Raw genomic sequence first — 18,199 nt, 5'->3', positions numbered from 1 at the left:
TGTACACAAAAGCAAGATCAAAGGATCGCAGCCTCGTTTCACTCGACAGCTCCTACGACAGCTCCTACAGGAAACATCAGATGCCGTAGGCGCGGAGCTATGAGCGCCGAGACCGCAGAAACGGATATGGGCCCAAACCTGAAAACAGCAGTCAAACCTTCAACACCTTCCCGCCAATAGCCACCGCCACCAGCAACACCGCCATCAACCCAAACGCAAAACTCAAACTGCTGCCATGGGCGATGAACCCGATCACCGCTGGCCCCGCAAGGATCCCTGCGTAACCCAGGGTAGTGATAGCCGGCACCGCGACGCTCTCGGGCATCACTGTCTGCTTACCGACAGCGGTGTAAAGCACCGGCACAATGTTCGAACAACCCGCGCCCAGCAGCGCATACCCCACCAGGGCAAACTCCCAGTTGGGTGCAAAGGTCGCCAGGAACAACCCCGCCGCCGCCGTGAGCCCGCCAAACACAATCACCCGGGTGGCGCCCAGATGCCGGACAATTCGGTCACCGGTCAAGCGGCCCACGGTCATGGTCAAGGCAAACGCCGCGTAACCCAACCCGGCATAGGCCGTGTCGATGCCGCGCTCCTGCGCCAGGAACACCGCGCTCCAGTCCAGCGCCGCGCCCTCGGCGAGGAACACGATGAAGCACATCCCGCCAATGAACAGCACGATGCCATGAGGAATGGCGAACGCCGGACCCGAGCTTTCGCTGCCGTAAGGCAGCATGTGAGGGGCAGCCTTGCACAGCGCGACCAGCAGCATCACCACCACCACCAGCATCGCCATCAGCGGCGTAAGGCCAAAGCCGAGCAGGGCACTGACCCCTGCTGCGCCGACGATCCCGCCGAGACTGAACAACCCATGGAACCCCGACATCATGGTCTTGCCGCTGGCGCGTTCGACGATCACCGCTTGCAGGTTGACCGTCGAATCCACCGTGCCCAGGCCTGCGCCAAACATGAACAGGGCGGCGATCAGCGCCGGTATCGACGTCACCGTTGCCAGCAATGGCAGCGCCGCACAAATCAGCAGCGTGCCGCCGACCGCCACTCGCCGACAGCCGAAGCGCGTGGCCAGGATCCCGGCCATTGGCATCGCCAGGATCGAGCCCACCCCCAGGCACAACAGCAGCAGCCCCAGCGTGCCCTCATCCAGCCCGGCCCTGGCCTTGGCATAGGGCACCAGGGGCGCCCAGGCGGCGATGCCAAAACCGGCGATGAAAAAAGCGACCCGCGTGGACATCTGCTCCAGGCGTCCGGGGATGAAGGTGGTGGGGGTGTTGAGGTTACTCATTGCAATCCTTGGTTAAAACGTCGCGTCCCCAAGGGACAGCGACTGTCCTGTGAGGTTCGGTGAAGCGGAGTGACATCCTTGCACAGGCGGTGGGGGAATCGCGAGATGTTGGGTGAGGTTTACGGGCAGTCAGAGGTTACTGCGCTGAATGTCAGGCAGCCTTCGCGGGCAAGCCCGCTCCCACAGTTGATCATTGGCGTACACGAAATGTGTGTTCCCTGCGATCACTGTGGGAGCGGGCTTGCCCGCGAAGGGGCCAGTGCAGTCAACGCATTACTCAACGCTGAGCAAAAAACTCAACCTCAGGCATCGTCCGTTTCATCAGCACCTTGCCATTGCGCACCGAATACAAAGGCAAACCCTGGCTGCGAATCACCTCGTAGTCGCTGTCTGCCGACAGGATCAGCAGGTTCGCCGGCCTCCCGCGTTCCAGGCCGTAGCGGTCACCCAGGGCCATCGCTTTAGCACTGTTGTCGGTCACCAGGTCCAGGGCGCTTTGCAGGTTGCGGTAGCCGAGCATGTGACAGATGTGCAGCCCGGCCTCCAGTACCCGCAGGATGTTGCCATTCCCCAGCGGATACCAGGGGTCGACGATCGAGTCCTGGCCGAAGCACACGTTCATGCCCGCTTCGAGCAGTTCGTTGACCCGTGTCACCCCGCGACGTTTCGGGAAGTTGTCGTAGCGGCCTTGCAGGTGAATGCTTTCGGTCGGGCAGGAAACAAAACTGATCCCCGAATGGCCCAGCAGGCGGAACAGCTTGGCGCAGTAGGCATTGTCGTAGGAGCCCATGGCCGTGGTGTGACTGGCCGTGACGCGCGACCCCATGTCGCGGCTACGGGCCTCTTCGGCCAGCACTTCAAGGAAGCGCGAATGCGGGTCGTCGGTTTCGTCGCAGTGCACATCCACCAGGCAGCCGGTGCGCTCGGCCAGGTCCATCAGGTACTTCACCGAGCTTACACCCTGGTCCCGGGTGTACTCGAAATGCGGAATGCCGCCCACCACGTCGGCGCCCATGCGAATGGCTTCTTCCATCAACTCGCGACCGTTGCGATAGGACTCGATGCCTTCCTGGGGGAACGCGACGATTTGCATGTCCACCAGGTGCCGGCTTTCCTCGCGCACTTCGAGCATCGCCTTCAGCGCAGTGAGCTGCGGATCGGTGACATCGACGTGGGTGCGCACATGCTGGATGCCATGGGTTGCGAGGGCCTGCAGGGTTTTGCGGGTGCGGGTCTTGGTATCTTCTTCGGTAATGGTGACTTTGCGCTCGCTCCAGCACTCGATGCCTTCGAACAGCGTGCCACTCATGTTCCAGCGCGGTTCGCCGGCGGTGAGGGTGGCGTCGAGGTGAATGTGCGGTTCGACAAAGGGCGGGATCACCAGGTTGCCGCCAGCGTCCAGGTCTTCGGGGCCCAGGGTCGGGGCTTCGGTCTGCCGGGAGATGTTGCTGATCAGGCCGTTTTCCAGGTGCAGCTCATGCAGGCCTTCTTGGTTGCGCAGGCGGGCGTTGATGATATGCATCAGGCGAATCCTTCTAGAGATCTTGTAGTGGTGCGTTGGCGACTCGGGCGCCAAGTACACTGGTCATTAGCACATACGTTAGCGCGGCAGCGGCAATCCCTACCAGAGGCGCGACCCACGGCGAACTGAAAGCGGCCACGGTGCCGACCGCATAAGCGCCCAGCCCGGGCCAGTTGAACGCCGGCAGGCGCGCTTCGGCCAGTCGTGGATATTGACCGCGATAGCGGAAGAAAAAGTCCGCCATGATCACCCCGCCTATCGGCGGAATCACCGTGCCGAGCAGGATGAGGTAGGGCACCAGCATGTCGTACATGCCCAGCAGGGCCAGCGCCGTACCGATCACTGCGCCGGCCAGGGTCACGGTCTTGCGTCGACCGGTGCGCAGCAGGTTGCAGCCGGCAACCGCGAAGTTGTAGATGGTGTTGTCCTGGGTGCTCCAGATGTTGAGCAGCAGCATCGCCATTGCGGCCATGGCAAAACCTTGCAGCAACAGCACTTCGACCACGTCCGGTTGCTGGTAGACGATGGCCCCGTAGGCGCCGATCAACACCATCAGGCCATTGCCGATGAAAAAACCGATCAGGCTCGCCAGCACCGCCACCCGCGCCGAGCGCGAGAAGCGTGTCCAGTTGGTCGCCTGGGTAGCGCCGCTGACGAAGGTGCCGAACACCAGCGTGATGGCGGTCGACCAATCCAGCGTCCCCGTGGGCACGACGGCCAGCAGGCCGTCGATGCCGCCAACTTCCACCGTGGCCACCCACATCGACAGCATCAGAAGCAGCATCATGGCGGGCACGGCAATGTAGGAAAGAATTTCCAGGCCGCGATAACCCACATACGCGGTGGCGCAGAAGGCCAGGCCGAACAGCACCATCAAGCCCAGCACGGGGCCGTCGCCCAGGCCGAAGTATTTGCCCAGCACCACGGCGGCGGTCGCGGTGCCCCAGGCGTACCAGCCGATCTGGGTAAATCCCAGGATCAGGTCGCTGAGCTTGCTGCCCACTTCGCCAAAACAGAAACGCCCCATCAGCACCGAATTGAGACCGCTCTTGAAGGCGATGTATCCCAGGGCTGCGGCGTATAGCCCCAACAGCAGGTTACCGACAAGAATCACCGCCATCATCTCGCCGAAACTGAACGCCACGCCAAGCTTGCCGCCGGCGAACATGGTAGCGGTGAAAAAGGTGAAGCCCAGTAACACCATGGCGGTGGAGGCCAGGCCTTTGCGCGCGTGCAGGGGGACTTCGCTGAGGGGATAGTCGTTGCCGGGGGCGTTTTGCGTCATGAGGCGTTCCTTTGCTGGAGGGAGGACGCGAGGAGGGTTGCAGTGGTCGTGCCAATGTCGCGGGTCTGGGCTCAGGGGAGTAATGGCAGGAAACGTAATAGCGCCGCGACGATGGCCTCCGGGGCATCTTCCTGCATCAGGTGCCCGGCATCGGCGATCGGATGAAACTGCGACCCTGGAATCATCTGGTGCAGCGCACGCCCGCGGTCGATGGGGATCCACTGATCGTCCTCGCCCCACAGGATCTGCACGGGACACCGAACGTTCGGGTACTGGTTTTCGACTTCTTGGGTATAACGCTCGTCCATCTGCGCTATTTGTCGATAGAACGCTGCCTGCCCCGGATCGCCCAGCCACGGCTTTACATAGTGCGCGAGTTCCTCATCGGGGATATCACGCTTGATCGCTCCACGGATATAAGCCGGCACGATGGCGCGCTGGATGTAATCGGGCAAGCCACTGAACGCTGCTTCATGCTGGCGCACGTGCTGCACGAAAGGTGAGCCCCAGGGCGTGAGCGCCACCGGGTCGATCAGCGTCAAGCTGCGGTAATCCTTGCCGTTGAGCAAGTGCGCTCGCAACGCGGTGGCGCCGCCGAAGTCATGGGCAACCACATCCGGGCGGTCCAGCCCCCAATGTTCCAGCAGTCGCGCCAGCAGCTCGTTCTGAATGCCCAGTGACACATCGCCGTCGATCTTCTCCGACTGCCCGTAGCCCAGCAGGTCGAAGTAGTGCACACGGTGGGAGGCAATGAAATGCGGCGCGATGCGGTGCCAGACATGGGACGAGAAGGGCGTGCCATGCACGAACACCAGCGGCGGGCCGTCGCCGCGTACGGCGAAGCGGATGGCGTGTCCGTTGAAGCGATAGGTTTGGGGCAGCGGCCAGTCAGTCATGCCCATGTCCTCCTGGTGGGAAAGAGGCCAAAAGCATAGGCATAAAAAAACAGCCCAGGGGGCTGTTCGGGTGTTTCACTGACGAAACGCATGTCGTCAATCTGTAGGAGCTTGCTTGCTCGCGATGGTCTTCAACGATAACGCTGGAAGTCTGGCATCCAGCGGCGCTCCCAGGTTTTTCGCGAGCAAGCTCGCTCCTACAGTAGGGGATGTGTTTGTCTGGGTTATTCGCCGCGATAGATGCAGCCACTGGTACAGGTTTCATGGATGCGGATCGCGCTGAGTTCCGGCAGCAATGGCTTCAACTCACCCCAGATCCACTTGGCCAGCACTTCACTGGTCGGATTCTCCAGGCCAGGAATGTCATTGAGGTAGTTGTGATCCAGTCGCTCATACAGCGGCTTGAAGATCGCCTTGATCTCGGAGAAATCGCGAATCCAGCCGGTATGCGGATCAAGGTCGCCACTGAGGTGAATCGCCACCTTGAACGAGTGACCGTGCAGGCGGCCGCATTTGTGGCCGTCCGGGACATGGGGCAGGCGGTGGGCGGATTCGAACGTAAACTCTTTGAAGATTTCCACAGTGTCTTGAGCTCTGTCAGGTGGCGATCGCCGCAGCGATAGGGGCAGGCGGCGAGTTTAACAGCTTGTCCTGACTAAAGGGTCAGCAAGCGTTCGCCGAGGCGACCGTTGGCGGCCAGTTCGAGGAACTCGTCGCCCAGGCGACGGCTTTCGTCCATCGCCACGCGCCAGTACTTCTGCCGGCTTGGCGCATCGCCCATGAAGCGCTTGAAGTCATTGCGGTCGGGCAGCTTGCCGAAGGGCAGGCGCGCCAGATATTGCCTTGACGGTGCCAGCAACAGCACGTCCTGCAGCCGCGTCGAACAGGCGCGGCGCCAGGGCAGGGGCTTGTCGAACCAGCCGGGAATGATCCGGTCGGTGAAGTGCGGGTACAGCACGATGTCATTGCCGCTGTAGGGCAGGTCGAGGTGGTAGTCGAGCAGGCCGCCGTCGCGAAAGGTTCCGGCGCCAGCGCCCGGCAGGTCCCGAACACCTTCCATCACCATGGGGATCGAGCCGGATGCGAGCAGTGCCTGGCGCAGGTTGGCGGCGTTCAATGCGACGAAGCGCGAGGGGAAATCGGTCAGTGGGTGCACCGGCGGGGGGAGACGTGGATCGTGGATGATCAGACGTTCAAAATGCCGCGACAGGCGCGAGCGGTTGCGCAGGTTGTCGGCGATCACCGTCGACAACCCCAGGCCCAAGTGACCGCGATGGTCTTGCGCAAGCCGGCCGTGGCTTTTGACCACCATGATGTTCAGCCGATAATGCGCATTATCGAGAATCGCCGAGTCGCGGCCGTCGAGCAGCTCCTCGAGCATGCGCCGCGAGCTCTGGCTGATCTGTGCCATGGTCACGCCTTTGTTGAAATCCTGCTCGGTGTACAGCCGGCCGAGACGCCGGATGCCCTCGGCGGCGTCCGGCAGGCAGGCGCTGGCGAAACGCCAGGAGCCCACCGAGGCGCCGATCAGCGAGCGCTCCCGCGGGGCGGCCGGCAGCCACTCACCGAACAACGCCAGGTCCAGTCCCTGAATCCCCAGGGCTTTGGGGCCACCGGCGGCGCCGGGCAGCGTGCCGACATCGGCGGCGCTCAGCCCTTGTTCACGGATGCGCGCAAAGGCGCGGGGGCCGGCTTTGAGGGTCAGGGCGGGGAACTTGATGTGGATGGCGGTCATACCGGATCTCGATTCTGGCAAGCGGGAGCGATTATAAGAGATTTCAAAGGCAAACCCTTGCGCAATGCATGATGGCCATTCAGTTTCAGTTAAGTTCGAATCGTTAAGGTAGCTCCCGTAAGCAACACCCAAAAAATTCGGAGACACCGATGAAAACCCTGACTGCCCTGTTCACTGCTTCCCTCGTCGCCATGACCGCCAGCCTCGCCCATGCCCGGGACCTGGGCCCTGATGAAGCCCTGCGGCTGCGCGACGCTGGTACCATTGTGTCTTTCGAGAAGCTCAATGCTACAGCTCTGTCCAAACACCCGGGCTCCACCATCACCGAGACCGAGCTGGAAGAAGAGTACGGCAAGTTCGTCTACCAGGTGGAGATGCGTGACCCACAGGGTCTCGATTGGGACATGGAATTGGACGCTGTCAGCGGGCAGGTTCTCAAGGATCAACAGGATACGTAATGAAGGTGCATTTTTTGTCCGGCACGCGCGCCAGCCTCCGAGTGGGGCTGGCGCTGCTGGTCTTCTGCTCTGTGGTGATGGCCCGCGACCTGGATCAGGACGAAGCCCTGCGCCTGCGCCAGCAAGGGGTGATCATGCCCCTGGAGCAGCTGCTGCAGCAGGCCCTGGATCGCTATCCAGGGGCCAAATTGCTGGAAGCCGAGCTTGAAGAAAAACACGACGTCTACATTTATGAAGTCGAACTGTTGACCGCCGAAGGCGTAGTCCGCGAGCTGGACCTCGACGCCACCACTGGCCAGTTACTGAAAGACAAGGAAGATTGACCGATGCGCTTGCTTCTCGTGGAAGACCACGTGCCCCTGGCCGACGAATTGATGGCCGGTCTGAACCGCCAGGGGTATGCCGTGGACTGGCTGGCCGACGGCCGCGATGCGGTGTACCAGGGCAGCAGCGAGCCTTATGACCTGATCATCCTCGACCTTGGCCTGCCTGGTTTGCCCGGGCTTGAAGTGCTGGCGCAATGGCGCGCCGGTGGTCTGTCGACACCCGTGCTGATCCTGACCGCGCGCGGTTCCTGGTCCGAACGCATCGAAGGCCTCAAGGCCGGCGCCGACGATTACCTGACCAAACCCTTTCACCCCGAAGAGCTGCATTTGCGCGTCCAGGCGCTGTTGCGCCGCTCCCACGGCCAGGCCAACCAGCCGACGCTCAAGGCGGCGGGCCTGCATCTGGATGAAGGCCGCCAATGTGTGACGCGGGACGGTGCCGACATCTTGCTCACCGCTGCGGAATTTCGCCTGCTGCGCTATTTCATGCTGCACCCCGAACAGATCCTGTCCAAGAGCCACCTGGCAGAGCACCTCTACGACGGTGAAACAGAGCGTGATTCCAACGTGCTGGAGGTCCACGTCAATCATCTGCGACGCAAGCTGGGCCGCAGCGTGATCGAAACCCGTCGCGGCCAGGGTTACCTGTTCGGCGGGCAAGCCAAGTGAGGTCGATCCAGCGCCGCTTGAGCCTGGGCCTGATCAGCGTGATGGTGATTGTCGGCCTGGTATTGGCGCAGACCAGCCTGTGGCTGTTCGAAATGGGCTTGCAGCGCTACCTTGAGGCGGGCCTGCGCAACGACAGCGAGAACCTGCTGGTGGCACTGGTACGTGGGCCCCAGGGTTTGCAACTGGAGGAGCGGCACCTGTCGCCGGCCTATCAGCGGCCGTTCTCCGGGCACTACTTCCGCATCGACTTCGCCGACAAACATTGGCGCTCGCGATCCCTGTGGGACCAGGAGTTTCCCCAACTCACTGAATCGGGGCTGCACAGCAACCTGCAACTGGGGCCCGAGGGCCAGCAGTTGCTGGTGTTGCGTTCCGACTATCGGCGGCTGGGGCAGTCGATTTCCATCAGCGTGGCGCAGGACTACACCCCGGTGCGCGACAGTTTCCTGCGCATGCAACAGGTCGGCCTCGGGCTGGGACTGGCGGGGCTGCTGCTGATTCTGGTGCTGCAACGGGTCACCGTACGTCGAGCATTGCGTCCCCTGGAAAAGGCCCGCGAGCAGATCGCCCAGTTGCAACAGGGGCAGCGCTCGCAGCTGGACGATCAGGTCCCGGTAGAGCTGGAGCCGTTGGTGGCGCAGATCAACCATCTGCTGGCGCACACCGAGGACAGCCTCAAGCGCTCGCGCAATGCCCTGGGCAATCTTGGTCACTCCTTGAAAACCCCGCTGGCGGTGTTGGTGAGCCTGGCCTCGAGTGAAAAACTCGATGACCACCCCGAATTGCGCAGGATCTTCAAGGAGCAGCTGGAGCAGGTCCGGCAAAGGCTCAATCGAGAGCTCAATCGCGCAAGGTTGTCCGGCGATGCGCTGCCGGGCGCCTTGTTCGATTGCGCTGGCGAGTTACCGGGGTTGCTGGCGACGCTGAACATGATCCACGGTGAACATTTGCACCTGAGCTACCGCGCGCCCCAGGGGCTGCAACTGCCCTGGGATCGTGAAGACCTGCTGGAACTGCTCGGCAACCTGCTGGACAACGCCTGCAAATGGGCGGATGCCGAGGTGCGCTTGAGCGTGGTGGAGACGACGGCAGGGTTTGAGTTGGATGTGGAGGATGACGGGCCGGGAATACCCGAGGATCAACGGACCCAGGTCTTCAGCCGCGGCACCCGTTTGGATGAGCAAACCGATGGGCACGGCCTGGGGCTGGGGATCGTGCGCGATATCGTCGACACGTGGGGCGGGGTGTTGCGCCTGGAAGAGAGTGAGTGGGGCGGGTTGCGGGTGGTGATTGAACTGCCCAGGCGCTGAGACCTGAAACTGCCCCAAAGTCCCTGCGGGAGCCAGCCTGCTCGCCATAGCGGTGTGTCAGTCGACATCTAGTTGCCTGACACTCTGCTATCGCGAGCAGGCTCGCTCCCACATTGGCTCTTGCACATTGGCTCACCCGTGCGCTGTGGAGTGGCTCACACGCGAAACTGATCCATCAAGCTCTGCTGCTGATTCGCCAGGCTGTTGAGTGACTGGCTGACCCGCGCCGACTCATTCGCCTGCCCCGACAGCGACTCCGTGACGTCGCGAATCGTCGCCACGTTGTTGTTGATCTCTTCAGCCACGGCGCTCTGTTCTTCCGCCGCACTGGCGATCTGCAGGTTCATGTCGCTGATCACCGTCACCGCTTCTCCGATCTGGCGCAGGGCGGTCACGGCCTGGCCAACCTGCTCGACGCTGCCCTGGGCCTGGCGATGGCTGTTGCTCATCGAGCCCACCACCTCCTGTGTACCGCTTTGCAGCTGCTCGATCACCAGGCGGGTTTCCTCGACCGACTCCTGGGTACGTCTCGCCAGGTTGCGCACCTCATCGGCCACTACGGCAAAGCCGCGACCGGCTTCACCCGCGCGAGCGGCTTCGATGGCGGCGTTCAAGGCCAGCAGGTTGGTTTGTTCGGCGATGGCGCGAATCACTTCCAGCACCGAGCCGATTTTCTCGCTGTTGGCTGCCAGGCCTTCGACCTGCACCATCGCCGCACTCATGTCGGCGGCAAGGTTGTCGATGCTGGTGGTGGTCTGGTCGATCACGGTCAGGCCACGGCGAGTCGCATGGTCCGCGTCGCGGGCGGCCTGGGCGGCTTGCGCTGCACTGCGGGCGACGTCCTGGGCGGTGGCGCTCATTTCGTGGGACGCGGTGGCAACCTGGTCCACCTGGCGATACTGCTGCTCCATGCCGGCGCTGGTTTGAGTGGCGATCGCGGAGGATTGGTCAGCCGTGCTGCGCGCATCCTGCACCGAGCGTTTCACTTCGGCGATGATTGGCTGCAGCTTGTCCAGGAAGCGGTTGAACCAGCCGGCCAACTGGCCCAGTTCGTCCTGCTTGTCGTAGGCCAGTCGGCGGGTCAGGTCGCCTTCGCCGCTGGCGATGTCTTCGAGCATGCGCGCCACCCCGAGGATCGGTTTGGTCACACTGCGGGCCATCAGCCACACCAGCAGCAGGCCGATCAACGCGGCCAGCACGCCCAGGCCCAGTTCAACCAGGGTGCCAGTGGTGTTGCTCTCATCGAGTTGTCGTTCCAGGGCTTCGGCAGGACCGACCAGGACTTTTTCCGGCACTTGCAGCAGCACGCCCCAGGATTTGCCACCGGGGATCGGCTCGAAGGGTGCGAGCACCTTGAGCTGTTGGTCGCTGTGCAGGCTGGCTGTCTTGTCGCTGGTCGCCAGCAAACGAATCAGCTCGGCGCCGCTGCTCTTGTCGACACTGTCCAGGCGCTGGCTGAGTTTGCTCGAGTCCGGGCTGTAGCCGGCCAGCAGGCCGACCGGGCTGATGATGCTGACGTGGGTCTGGCCGTCGTAGAGCTTCTTGCTCGCCGCCTGGCTGATCGATTGCAGGCTGTTGAGGTTGATGTCCACCGACAGCGAAGCGATGACCTTGCCGTTGACCATCAGCGGAAAGACGATGCTGGTCATCAACACGTCCTGGCCGTCGATCTTGTAGAAGTACGGCTCGATGACGCACGGCTTGAGCGAGGTGCGCGGGCAGGTGAACCAGGCGTTGGCCGGTTCGCCGCTGGGGCCGGCATTGGTGTCGGCCATGTCGCTTTCCGGCAACGCCATGGACGTTACCTGGCCCGGAGTGGGCTGCGACCAGTACAGGGCGAAGCGGCCCTTGTCGTTGCTGCCCAGCTCGGCCTGGCCGGCGAACAGTTCGTCTTTGCCGTCCAGGGCATTGACTTCGAACACCAGTGACAGGCCGAGCAGTTCCGGGTTGGCCTGCAGTGCCGACTTGACCTGGCGGGTCAGGTCTTCGCGCAGGTCGAAGGCGTCGAGGAAGCGCTTTTCCGCCTGGTCGCGCAGGAACAGCACCTGGCGCGAGAAGCCATGGCCGTATTGGTAGGCGTCCATGAACTGCTGGCGAATGACCAGCGCCTGGTTTTCACCCTGGGATTGAATACGTGCCTGGGCGGCTTCATTGAGCATCTCCGTGCTCGAGGCCTTCACCAAGGCGGAACTGTGCTCCATGCGATACAGCGAAAGACCCACCAGCAGGGTCACGATACCCGCCAGGCAAAGCCCGGCCAGCAGGGTGATTTTCCATTGAATGGAAAGTTGTCTGAGCGACATGGAGACGTCCTTATTCGATAAATATCTGCGGCTTGGTACTGTAGCGGCCGTTACTCGGGATTCTTGATGGTGTTTACCGAATATCGAATTTCACCCGGTAGGAGCTGCCGAAGGCTGCGATCTTTTGATTTTCAATGTTCTTGATGACGCCAGAAGCTCAAAAGATCGCAGCCTGCGGCAGCTCGTACGGGATCGTGTTGGCTTTGACAAGCTGGCAGTGCTGCGGCACAGTGCGCGCCCTCTAATAAAACCCATTCTAAAATCCGCTGGCGGCTCTTCGCAGACTGCCGGCTGAGCTCATTCTGCTTGCCTTGAGGTAACGATGATTAATGCAGTAATTGCTGCGGTCGGCGTCATGCTGATACTCAGCCTGTCCCGCGTACACGTAGTGATCGCGCTGATCGTGGGCGCGCTGGTCGGTGGCCTGACCGGCGGCCTGGGCATCGACGCCACGCTTAAAGCGTTCAACAGCGGCCTTGGGGGCGGGGCTACCGTTGCGCTGTCCTATGCCTTGCTGGGGGCGTTCGCGGTGGCGATTGCCAAGTCGGGGATGGCCCATGCCCTGGCAGACAAGGCGCTGGCCATGGTTGATCGCCAGCACGCCAGCAGTGGCGGCCGGGTCAAATGGTTGCTGATCGGCCTGCTGGGGGTCGTGGCCATCGCTTCGCAAAACATCTTGCCGATACATATCGCCTTTATTCCGTTGCTGGTGCCGCCGCTTTTGTACGTGCTGACCAAGCTGCAACTGGATCGACGGCTGATCGCCTGCGTCATGACCTTCGGGCTGATCACGCCGTACATGTTCCTGCCGGTGGGCTTTGGCAACATCTTCCTCAACGAGATCCTGCTGGCCAACGTCGCCCGCAGCGGCGTTGATATCAGCGGCATCAATGTCACCCACGCGATGGGTATCCCGGCGCTGGGCATGGTGTTTGGCCTGGCGATTGCGTTTTTCAGCTACCGCAAGAAGCGCGTCTACGACCTGGGCAAGATCGAGCAGGTCGAGCAGGTGGCGGTGCAATACAACCCGCTGAGCCTGATGGTCGCGGGCCTGGCGATCATCGCCGCGTTCGTGATCCAGCTGCTGCTCGACTCGATGATCATTGGCGCCCTGGCAGGGTTTCTGATTTTCTCGGTGTCGGGAATTGTGAAGTGGCGTGATACCGACGATCTGTTCACCGAAGGCATGAAGATGATGGCGATGATCGGCTTCATCATGATCGCCGCCTCGGGGTTTGGCGAAGTGATCAAGGCCACTGGCGATGTGCAGTCGCTGGTCGTAACCGCCGCTTCCTGGATCGGTCACAGCAAGGCCATTGGTGCCTTGTTGATGTTACTGGTGGGGTTGCTGGTGACCATGGGCATCGGGTCGTCGTTCTCGACGGTGCCGATCCTGGCGGTGATTTTCGTGCCACTGTGCGTGCAGCTGGGCTTCAGCCCGCTGGCGATCGTGTGCATCGTCGGCACTGCAGGTGCACTCGGGGATGCGGGCTCCCCAGCCTCCGATTCGACCCTCGGCCCGACCTCCGGCTTGAACGTCGATGGCCAGCATCACCATATCTGGGACACTGTGGTGCCGACTTTCCTGCACTACAACCTGCCGCTGCTGGCCTTCGGCTGGGTGGCGGCGATGGTGTTGTGATCCCCACGCCTCACTGATCTCCCCTGTGGGAGTGAGCCTGCTCGCGATGACGGCCTGACTTTCAGCATTGATGTTGGCTGACACTCCGCTATCGCGAGCAGGCTCACGCCTACAGTGGGTGATATTCAACTTTTGCTCCGGCGTGCCGTTAAAGCTTCCAGGCACGCCAATAAATCAAAAGAGTGAATGTCATGCGCATGAGCCTCAAGGCTAAAGTCCTGTCCCTCGCCGTCCTCCCGGTGCTGCTCTTTGCGCTGGTCATCAGTCTGACCACGCTGTTTATCCTGCAGCAACAGGCGCGCAACGAAGTGGAGGAAACCCGGCAACGCCTGCTCTCTGACGCCAAGGCCACCTTGCAAAGCTACGTGGCCGTGGCCGTGTCCACGATCAAACCTCTCTACGAAGCCGCCGCCCCCGGCGACGATGGCGCGCGGGCCCAGGCGATCAAATTGCTGTCGAGCATCAGCTATGGCAAGGACGGCTATTTCTTCGGCTATGACTCCAACACCGTGCGCCTGTTCAAGGCCAACAGCCCGGAAGGCGTCGGCCAGAGCTTCAAGGACAACCGCGACCCGAACGGCGTGTACGTCAACCGCGACCTGGTGAAAGTCGCGAAGGACGGCACCCATTACCTGCAATACAGTTCACCGTTGCCGGGCAACACCCAGGTGCTGGTGCCCAAGCTTGGTTACACCGAGTACCTGGCCAAATGGGACATGGCGGTGGGTACGTCGGTGAATCTCGACGGCATTGAGGCGCAGGTGGCGCTGGTCGAGGCCAAGGTACAGGCGCGCATGGAAGGGGTGGTGTGGAGCATTGTCGGCATCGCTGCCGTGGTCTTGCTGGTGATCGCCGCTGCTGGCGTGTTGCTGTCCAACACGATCTTGCGTCCACTGCACCTGATGAAGGCCAACCTCGATGACATCGCGGCAGGCGAGGGTGACCTGACTCGCCGCCTGACCATTACCAGCCAGGATGAACTTGGCGAACTGGCGGGCTCGTTCAATCGTTTTGTCGACAAGATCCATGGGCTGGTGCGCCAGATCACTGAAATGACTTCGCAGCTGACCGGCCTGGTGACTCAGGTATCCGCTCAGGCCCAGCGTTCGGACCAGGCGATGGAGCGCCAGCGTCACGAGACCGATCAGGTGGCCACGGCGATCAATGAAATGTCGGCGGCGGCCCAGGAAGTTGCCAAAAGCGCGCAGAACGCTGCGGTAGCGGCTCAGCAGACGGATGAAGAGGGCCAGGCGGCCAAGCGGGTAGTGGCTGGCAGCATCGTGAAGATTCATGCACTGGTGGACGACATTCGCAGCAGCGGCGTGTCGCTGGACAGTTTGCAGCAGGACGTGTCGTCGATTGTCAGCGTGCTCGGGGTGATTCGCTCGATTGCTGACCAGACCAACCTGCTGGCCCTCAATGCCGCGATCGAAGCGGCTCGCGCCGGCGAGGCGGGCCGCGGCTTTGCTGTGGTGGCGGACGAAGTGCGGGCGCTGGCCAGTCGCACGCAAATCAGCACCCAGGAAATCCAGGGCATGATCGACCGTTTGCAGGCGGGCACGCAGTCAGCGGTTGAGGCGATGCGTCGCTCCAGTGAGGCCGGCGACGGCACCAGCGCCCAGGCCAACGAGGCGGGCGCTTCGCTGGATGCGATGGCGCAGTTGATTGGCACGATCAACTCGATGAACGCGCAGATCGCCAGCGCCGCCGAAGAGCAGACGGCCGTGGCCGAAGAGATCAACCGCAGCGTGCATCAGATTGCGGCAGCTGTAGACAGCGTCGCTGACGAAACCCAGCTCGGCGCACAAACCACCCGTAGCCTCGCAGACCTGGGGCAACGGTTGGGCGGACTGGTTGGGCAGTTCCGTATCTGACGCCTGACGTTTTTGGTGGCCTTTACACGTCTGTGGCAATTGAGCTCCTGTGGCGAGGGGGGCAGCTTGCCTGCTCCAGGATGGTGCCATAGCGCACTGCCTGCCTCGCCAGCTACGGTCGGTCCCAGTACGGCACCGCCCCGAAGCATTCGACAAAAAAATCGATCACCGTCCTGACCTTTACCGACAACCGTCGGCTACCGGGCCACAGGACGGCGATCTGCTGCGGTTCCAGGCTATTGGATACCTGATACTCCTCCAGCACGGGCACCAGCGTGCCGTTACGCACCGCTTCGCCAATCAGCCATGACGGAAACATCACCAGCCCCAGGCCCTGTTCCGCCGCTTGAGTGAGAGTGTCGGCATGGTTGCCGGTGATTGGCCCCTTCACCGAGTAAGCCACCCAGTCCTGCTGATCTTTGCGGAAGAACCAGCGCTGCTGACCGGCCACGCCTTTGTAGGCCAGACACTGATGGGCGACGAGCTCGTCGGGACGCCTCGGGGTGCCGCGACGCTTAAGATACGCCGGGCTGGCCGCCACCTGGAAACGATGGGGCGCCAGAATTCGCGCCTGCATGCTCGAGTCGTGCAGGGGGCCGATGCGGAACAGCAGGTCGGCACCTTCCTGCAGCGGATCGACGGAGCTGTCGGTCTGCTGGATATCCAGTTGCAGCTTCGGGTAGCGCTCGCACAACTGGCCAAGCCAGGGCGTCAGGTGCCGTTGCCCGAAGACCACCGGGGCGTTTATCCGAACCAGTCCACTCGGCTCGCTTCGCTGCTCCTGCAGCGCCTGTTCGGCTTCCTCGAGCTGCACCAGCACCAACCGCGCATGGTGCCCCAGCATGCGCCCGACCTCGGTAGGGGTGACGGCGCGCGTGTGGCGGTACAGCAGTTGTTGGCTCAGGGCCTGTTCCATCAGCTGGATCTGCCGCGAAATGGAGGAGGGTGCCAGGCCTTCGCGACGGGCGACTTCAGAGAAACTGCCATGGTCCAGCACCGCGACAAACAGCCTGAGCGCCTTGAATCCAAATTCGTTGAGACCCTGCATGATCAATCCTGCTGTGCGTAATGCGCAAAAGTGTTGTCTGGATGTTCCCATTTATCGCAAAGGGAAGCCAGCCGATAATGCACGCCTCCTTCGCCCATGGGGCGCAAGTCTGCCCGCGAAATCATCGCTCACCCGCTTGTTGCCGACCCGAGCAGCGTTTTCGCGAGCAGGCTCGCGCCGACATGGGTTTGTGTTAACTGACCACAGGTTATCTTTATGCAATCTTCAATCGAACAGGTCGCTGCGACGCCTGCCACCAAACCGGGGCTACGGCTGCTGCTGTTGCCGCTGGTGATCCTGGCCGGCATGGGGCTTTCCGTGGAGGCCGGGTTGCTGGGGCCGCTTGGGGTTCAGGTCGGGCATCTGTGGGCGACCTTGAGCATCTTTGGCGTTGGCTCGGCCATCTTGTTTCTGCTGCTGTTGATGAGCGGCCCGCAACAGGGGCCGGCGTTGAACACCTTGCCGCGCTGGCAACTGATCGGCGGTTTCCTGGGCCCCGTGTACGTGATCGTATTGACGCTGGCCACGCCGCATATCGGCATCGCCATGACGATGATCGCGATTCTTTCAGGGCAGGTCGGTAAAAGCGTGCTGATCGACCATTTCGGCTGGTTCGGCGCAACGCGCAAAAAGGTCAACGGTGAACGCTGGCTGGCGTTGGTGTTGATTGTTGCCGCACTTGTTCTGATTGCCAGGGGTTGATGATGAGTCTGTTTATTTTGTTGGCGGTGGTCGTAGCGGCCGGTGCGGTGTTGAGTGTGCAGGCGGCGATCAATGGACGCCTGGGTGAAACGGTGGGCGTGTTGCGCAGCAGTCTGTTGACCTTCGTGGTCGGCGCTGTGGTCACCGGCCTGCTGATCCTGTTCTTCGAACCGGCCCATGCGGTGAGTCTGCTCGACGTGCCGAAATGGCAGCTCAGCGGCGCCCTCTTCGGCGTGGTCTACATGATGGTGATGGTCGGCGCAGTGCCACGGGTAGGGGCGGCTGTCGCCACTGTGGCGGTTATCGTCGGGCAGTTGGGCATGGGCATGCTGATCGACAATTTCGGCTGGCTGGGCAACCCGGCAATCGAGTTGTCGGGCAGCCGGATCCTGGCGATGGTGTGCCTGGCGCTGGCGCTGGTGTTCATGTATCGCAGTAATACGCGGCAGGCGTAACGTCGATGGTTGATGGTCCTACACTGTAATCACGGGTGGGCATCCGCTGCATCCGGACGACCATAACGATGGAGTCAAGACCATGACCGTAACCAGGACCGATACCTGCGACTGCCCCAAATGCAAGTGCGAGCTGGGTGAGCACCCGATCGCTCGACACGGCAAGCATTACTGCTGCGAAGCGTGCGCCAAGCACCACGAGCATGGCGAAGAGTGTTCATCCAAAGGCTGCAAGTGCGCGCACAGTTAACCGGTCACCCAATAACCGGTCACTCAAACAAAGTGGAGCCTTTTCAGGCTCCACTGTTGTTTTGGGCAAACCATGCTTCGCGGGTCAGCCAGCCGGCCGCCAGGTCACGTTCTCGACGCCGAATTTCTCGGCCATCGGTTTGCTGGTCTTCTGCACCTTCTCCCGGCCAAAGCGCGGGATCCGACCCACACCGGCGTCACAGCTTGCCCAATGCCAAGCCTCTGCGTTGTCCATCTTGTCCAGACGGATAATGAAAGACTTGGGGGCGCCATGAAGGGTGTACTCAATGACGAATAATTTTGCGTTGTTCATAAAGCCCGTGATTCTCCCTGTGGTATTAGAAGGATCATGGGCGGGCCGGAAAATTCAGTCGGATTGTCAGACGGCAGCGAGTTGGGATGGGCTCCCAACCTGAAACTCA

Annotated in this window: 18 protein-coding genes and 1 pseudogene; 9 read left to right on the top strand and 10 right to left on the bottom strand. The window is 61.9% G+C overall.

The annotated features are described in order from the left end of the window. Positions 1-151 precede the first annotated feature (151 nt). The 6 genes from AAEZ09_RS19170 to AAEZ09_RS19140 all read right to left on the bottom strand — a co-directional run bounded on the left by AAEZ09_RS19170 (position 152) and on the right by AAEZ09_RS19140 (position 6,741). Positions 152-1,303: an MFS transporter gene (locus AAEZ09_RS19170; RefSeq protein ID WP_350600369.1), complete on the bottom strand. Its 1,152-nt coding sequence runs from the start codon at positions 1,301-1,303 to the stop codon at positions 152-154. A 277-nt stretch (positions 1,304-1,580) separates the two neighbouring features. Then, positions 1,581-2,825, bottom strand: a complete 1,245-nt coding sequence (gene codA, locus AAEZ09_RS19165; RefSeq protein WP_350600367.1) for a cytosine deaminase — start codon at positions 2,823-2,825, stop codon at positions 1,581-1,583. Between the two features lie 13 nt (positions 2,826-2,838). Further along, on the bottom strand, positions 2,839-4,110 hold the full coding sequence (gene codB / locus AAEZ09_RS19160) for a cytosine permease (RefSeq protein WP_350600366.1): 1,272 nt from the start codon (positions 4,108-4,110) through the stop codon (positions 2,839-2,841). Positions 4,111-4,181: 71 nt separating this feature from the next. Further along, positions 4,182-5,006 (bottom strand): alpha/beta fold hydrolase, encoded by an 825-nt coding sequence (locus AAEZ09_RS19155; RefSeq protein WP_350600364.1) that lies wholly within the window; start codon positions 5,004-5,006, stop codon positions 4,182-4,184. Positions 5,007-5,230: 224 nt separating this feature from the next. Further along, entirely contained in the window at positions 5,231-5,587 is a 357-nt protein-coding gene (queD, locus tag AAEZ09_RS19145; protein WP_028621713.1) for a 6-carboxytetrahydropterin synthase QueD, read from the bottom strand. A 74-nt stretch (positions 5,588-5,661) separates the two neighbouring features. After that, a complete protein-coding gene (locus AAEZ09_RS19140) occupies positions 5,662-6,741 on the bottom strand; it encodes a hypothetical protein (RefSeq protein WP_045060932.1) in 1,080 nt (359 codons plus the stop codon). Between the two features lie 149 nt (positions 6,742-6,890). On the opposite strand from AAEZ09_RS19140, the gene AAEZ09_RS19135 reads away from it, so the two are divergent. From AAEZ09_RS19135 to AAEZ09_RS19120, 4 genes are read left to right on the top strand one after another with little or no spacing between them, the layout of a single operon-like run. Then, positions 6,891-7,199: a PepSY domain-containing protein gene (locus AAEZ09_RS19135; RefSeq protein WP_045060933.1), complete on the top strand. Its 309-nt coding sequence runs from the start codon at positions 6,891-6,893 to the stop codon at positions 7,197-7,199. Continuing rightward, on the top strand, positions 7,199-7,522 hold the full coding sequence (locus AAEZ09_RS19130; RefSeq protein ID WP_045060934.1) for a PepSY domain-containing protein: 324 nt from the start codon (positions 7,199-7,201) through the stop codon (positions 7,520-7,522). Before AAEZ09_RS19135 ends, AAEZ09_RS19130 begins: the two co-directional genes overlap by 1 nt. A gap of 3 nt (positions 7,523-7,525) precedes the next feature. Continuing rightward, entirely contained in the window at positions 7,526-8,194 is a 669-nt protein-coding gene (locus tag AAEZ09_RS19125) for a response regulator transcription factor (RefSeq protein ID WP_045060935.1), read from the top strand. Continuing rightward, on the top strand, positions 8,191-9,504 hold the full coding sequence (locus tag AAEZ09_RS19120) for a sensor histidine kinase (protein WP_350600362.1): 1,314 nt from the start codon (positions 8,191-8,193) through the stop codon (positions 9,502-9,504). Before AAEZ09_RS19125 ends, AAEZ09_RS19120 begins: the two co-directional genes overlap by 4 nt. A gap of 155 nt (positions 9,505-9,659) precedes the next feature. Here AAEZ09_RS19120 and AAEZ09_RS29515 read toward each other — a convergent pair whose 3' ends face one another. Beyond that, the gene (locus AAEZ09_RS29515; RefSeq protein ID WP_412072549.1) at positions 9,660-10,415 is read right to left on the bottom strand and encodes a methyl-accepting chemotaxis protein; all 756 of its coding nucleotides are present in this window, start codon (positions 10,413-10,415) and stop codon (positions 9,660-9,662) included. A 102-nt stretch (positions 10,416-10,517) separates the two neighbouring features. Continuing rightward, positions 10,518-10,664: pseudogene (locus AAEZ09_RS29510) on the bottom strand (HAMP domain-containing protein); the annotation flags it as partial. 1,468 nt (positions 10,665-12,132) lie between these two features. On the opposite strand from AAEZ09_RS29510, the gene AAEZ09_RS19110 reads away from it, so the two are divergent. Beyond that, positions 12,133-13,449 (top strand): Na+/H+ antiporter family protein, encoded by a 1,317-nt coding sequence (locus AAEZ09_RS19110; protein ID WP_177328578.1) that lies wholly within the window; start codon positions 12,133-12,135, stop codon positions 13,447-13,449. A 191-nt stretch (positions 13,450-13,640) separates the two neighbouring features. Beyond that, a complete protein-coding gene (gene ctpM / locus AAEZ09_RS19105) occupies positions 13,641-15,323 on the top strand; it encodes a methyl-accepting chemotaxis protein CtpM (RefSeq protein ID WP_045060939.1) in 1,683 nt (560 codons plus the stop codon). A 112-nt stretch (positions 15,324-15,435) separates the two neighbouring features. Here the strand turns inward: ctpM and AAEZ09_RS19100 are convergent, their stop codons facing one another. Next, the gene (locus AAEZ09_RS19100; RefSeq protein ID WP_350600360.1) at positions 15,436-16,371 is read right to left on the bottom strand and encodes a LysR family transcriptional regulator; all 936 of its coding nucleotides are present in this window, start codon (positions 16,369-16,371) and stop codon (positions 15,436-15,438) included. Positions 16,372-16,587: 216 nt separating this feature from the next. On the opposite strand from AAEZ09_RS19100, the gene AAEZ09_RS19095 reads away from it, so the two are divergent. The 3 genes from AAEZ09_RS19095 to AAEZ09_RS19085 all read left to right on the top strand — a co-directional run bounded on the left by AAEZ09_RS19095 (position 16,588) and on the right by AAEZ09_RS19085 (position 17,778). Then, a complete protein-coding gene (locus AAEZ09_RS19095; RefSeq protein ID WP_045060941.1) occupies positions 16,588-17,073 on the top strand; it encodes a DMT family transporter in 486 nt (161 codons plus the stop codon). Between the two features lie 2 nt (positions 17,074-17,075). Next, complete coding sequence (locus AAEZ09_RS19090) at positions 17,076-17,528, top strand: DMT family transporter (protein ID WP_045060942.1); 453 nt, start codon at positions 17,076-17,078, stop codon at positions 17,526-17,528. 82 nt (positions 17,529-17,610) lie between these two features. Further along, the gene (locus tag AAEZ09_RS19085) at positions 17,611-17,778 is read left to right on the top strand and encodes a metallothionein (RefSeq protein WP_205892468.1); all 168 of its coding nucleotides are present in this window, start codon (positions 17,611-17,613) and stop codon (positions 17,776-17,778) included. A gap of 84 nt (positions 17,779-17,862) precedes the next feature. Here AAEZ09_RS19085 and AAEZ09_RS19080 read toward each other — a convergent pair whose 3' ends face one another. Further along, positions 17,863-18,090 (bottom strand): DUF6555 family protein, encoded by a 228-nt coding sequence (locus AAEZ09_RS19080; RefSeq protein ID WP_045060943.1) that lies wholly within the window; start codon positions 18,088-18,090, stop codon positions 17,863-17,865. Positions 18,091-18,199: the final 109 nt, after the last annotated feature.

Source organism: Pseudomonas sp. 65/3-MNA-CIBAN-0223 (genome assembly GCF_040310425.1).
GTDB classification, from domain to species: Bacteria; Pseudomonadota; Gammaproteobacteria; order Pseudomonadales; family Pseudomonadaceae; genus Aquipseudomonas; species Aquipseudomonas gregormendelii.
This window is presented reverse-complemented; position numbering and strand designations above follow the sequence as displayed.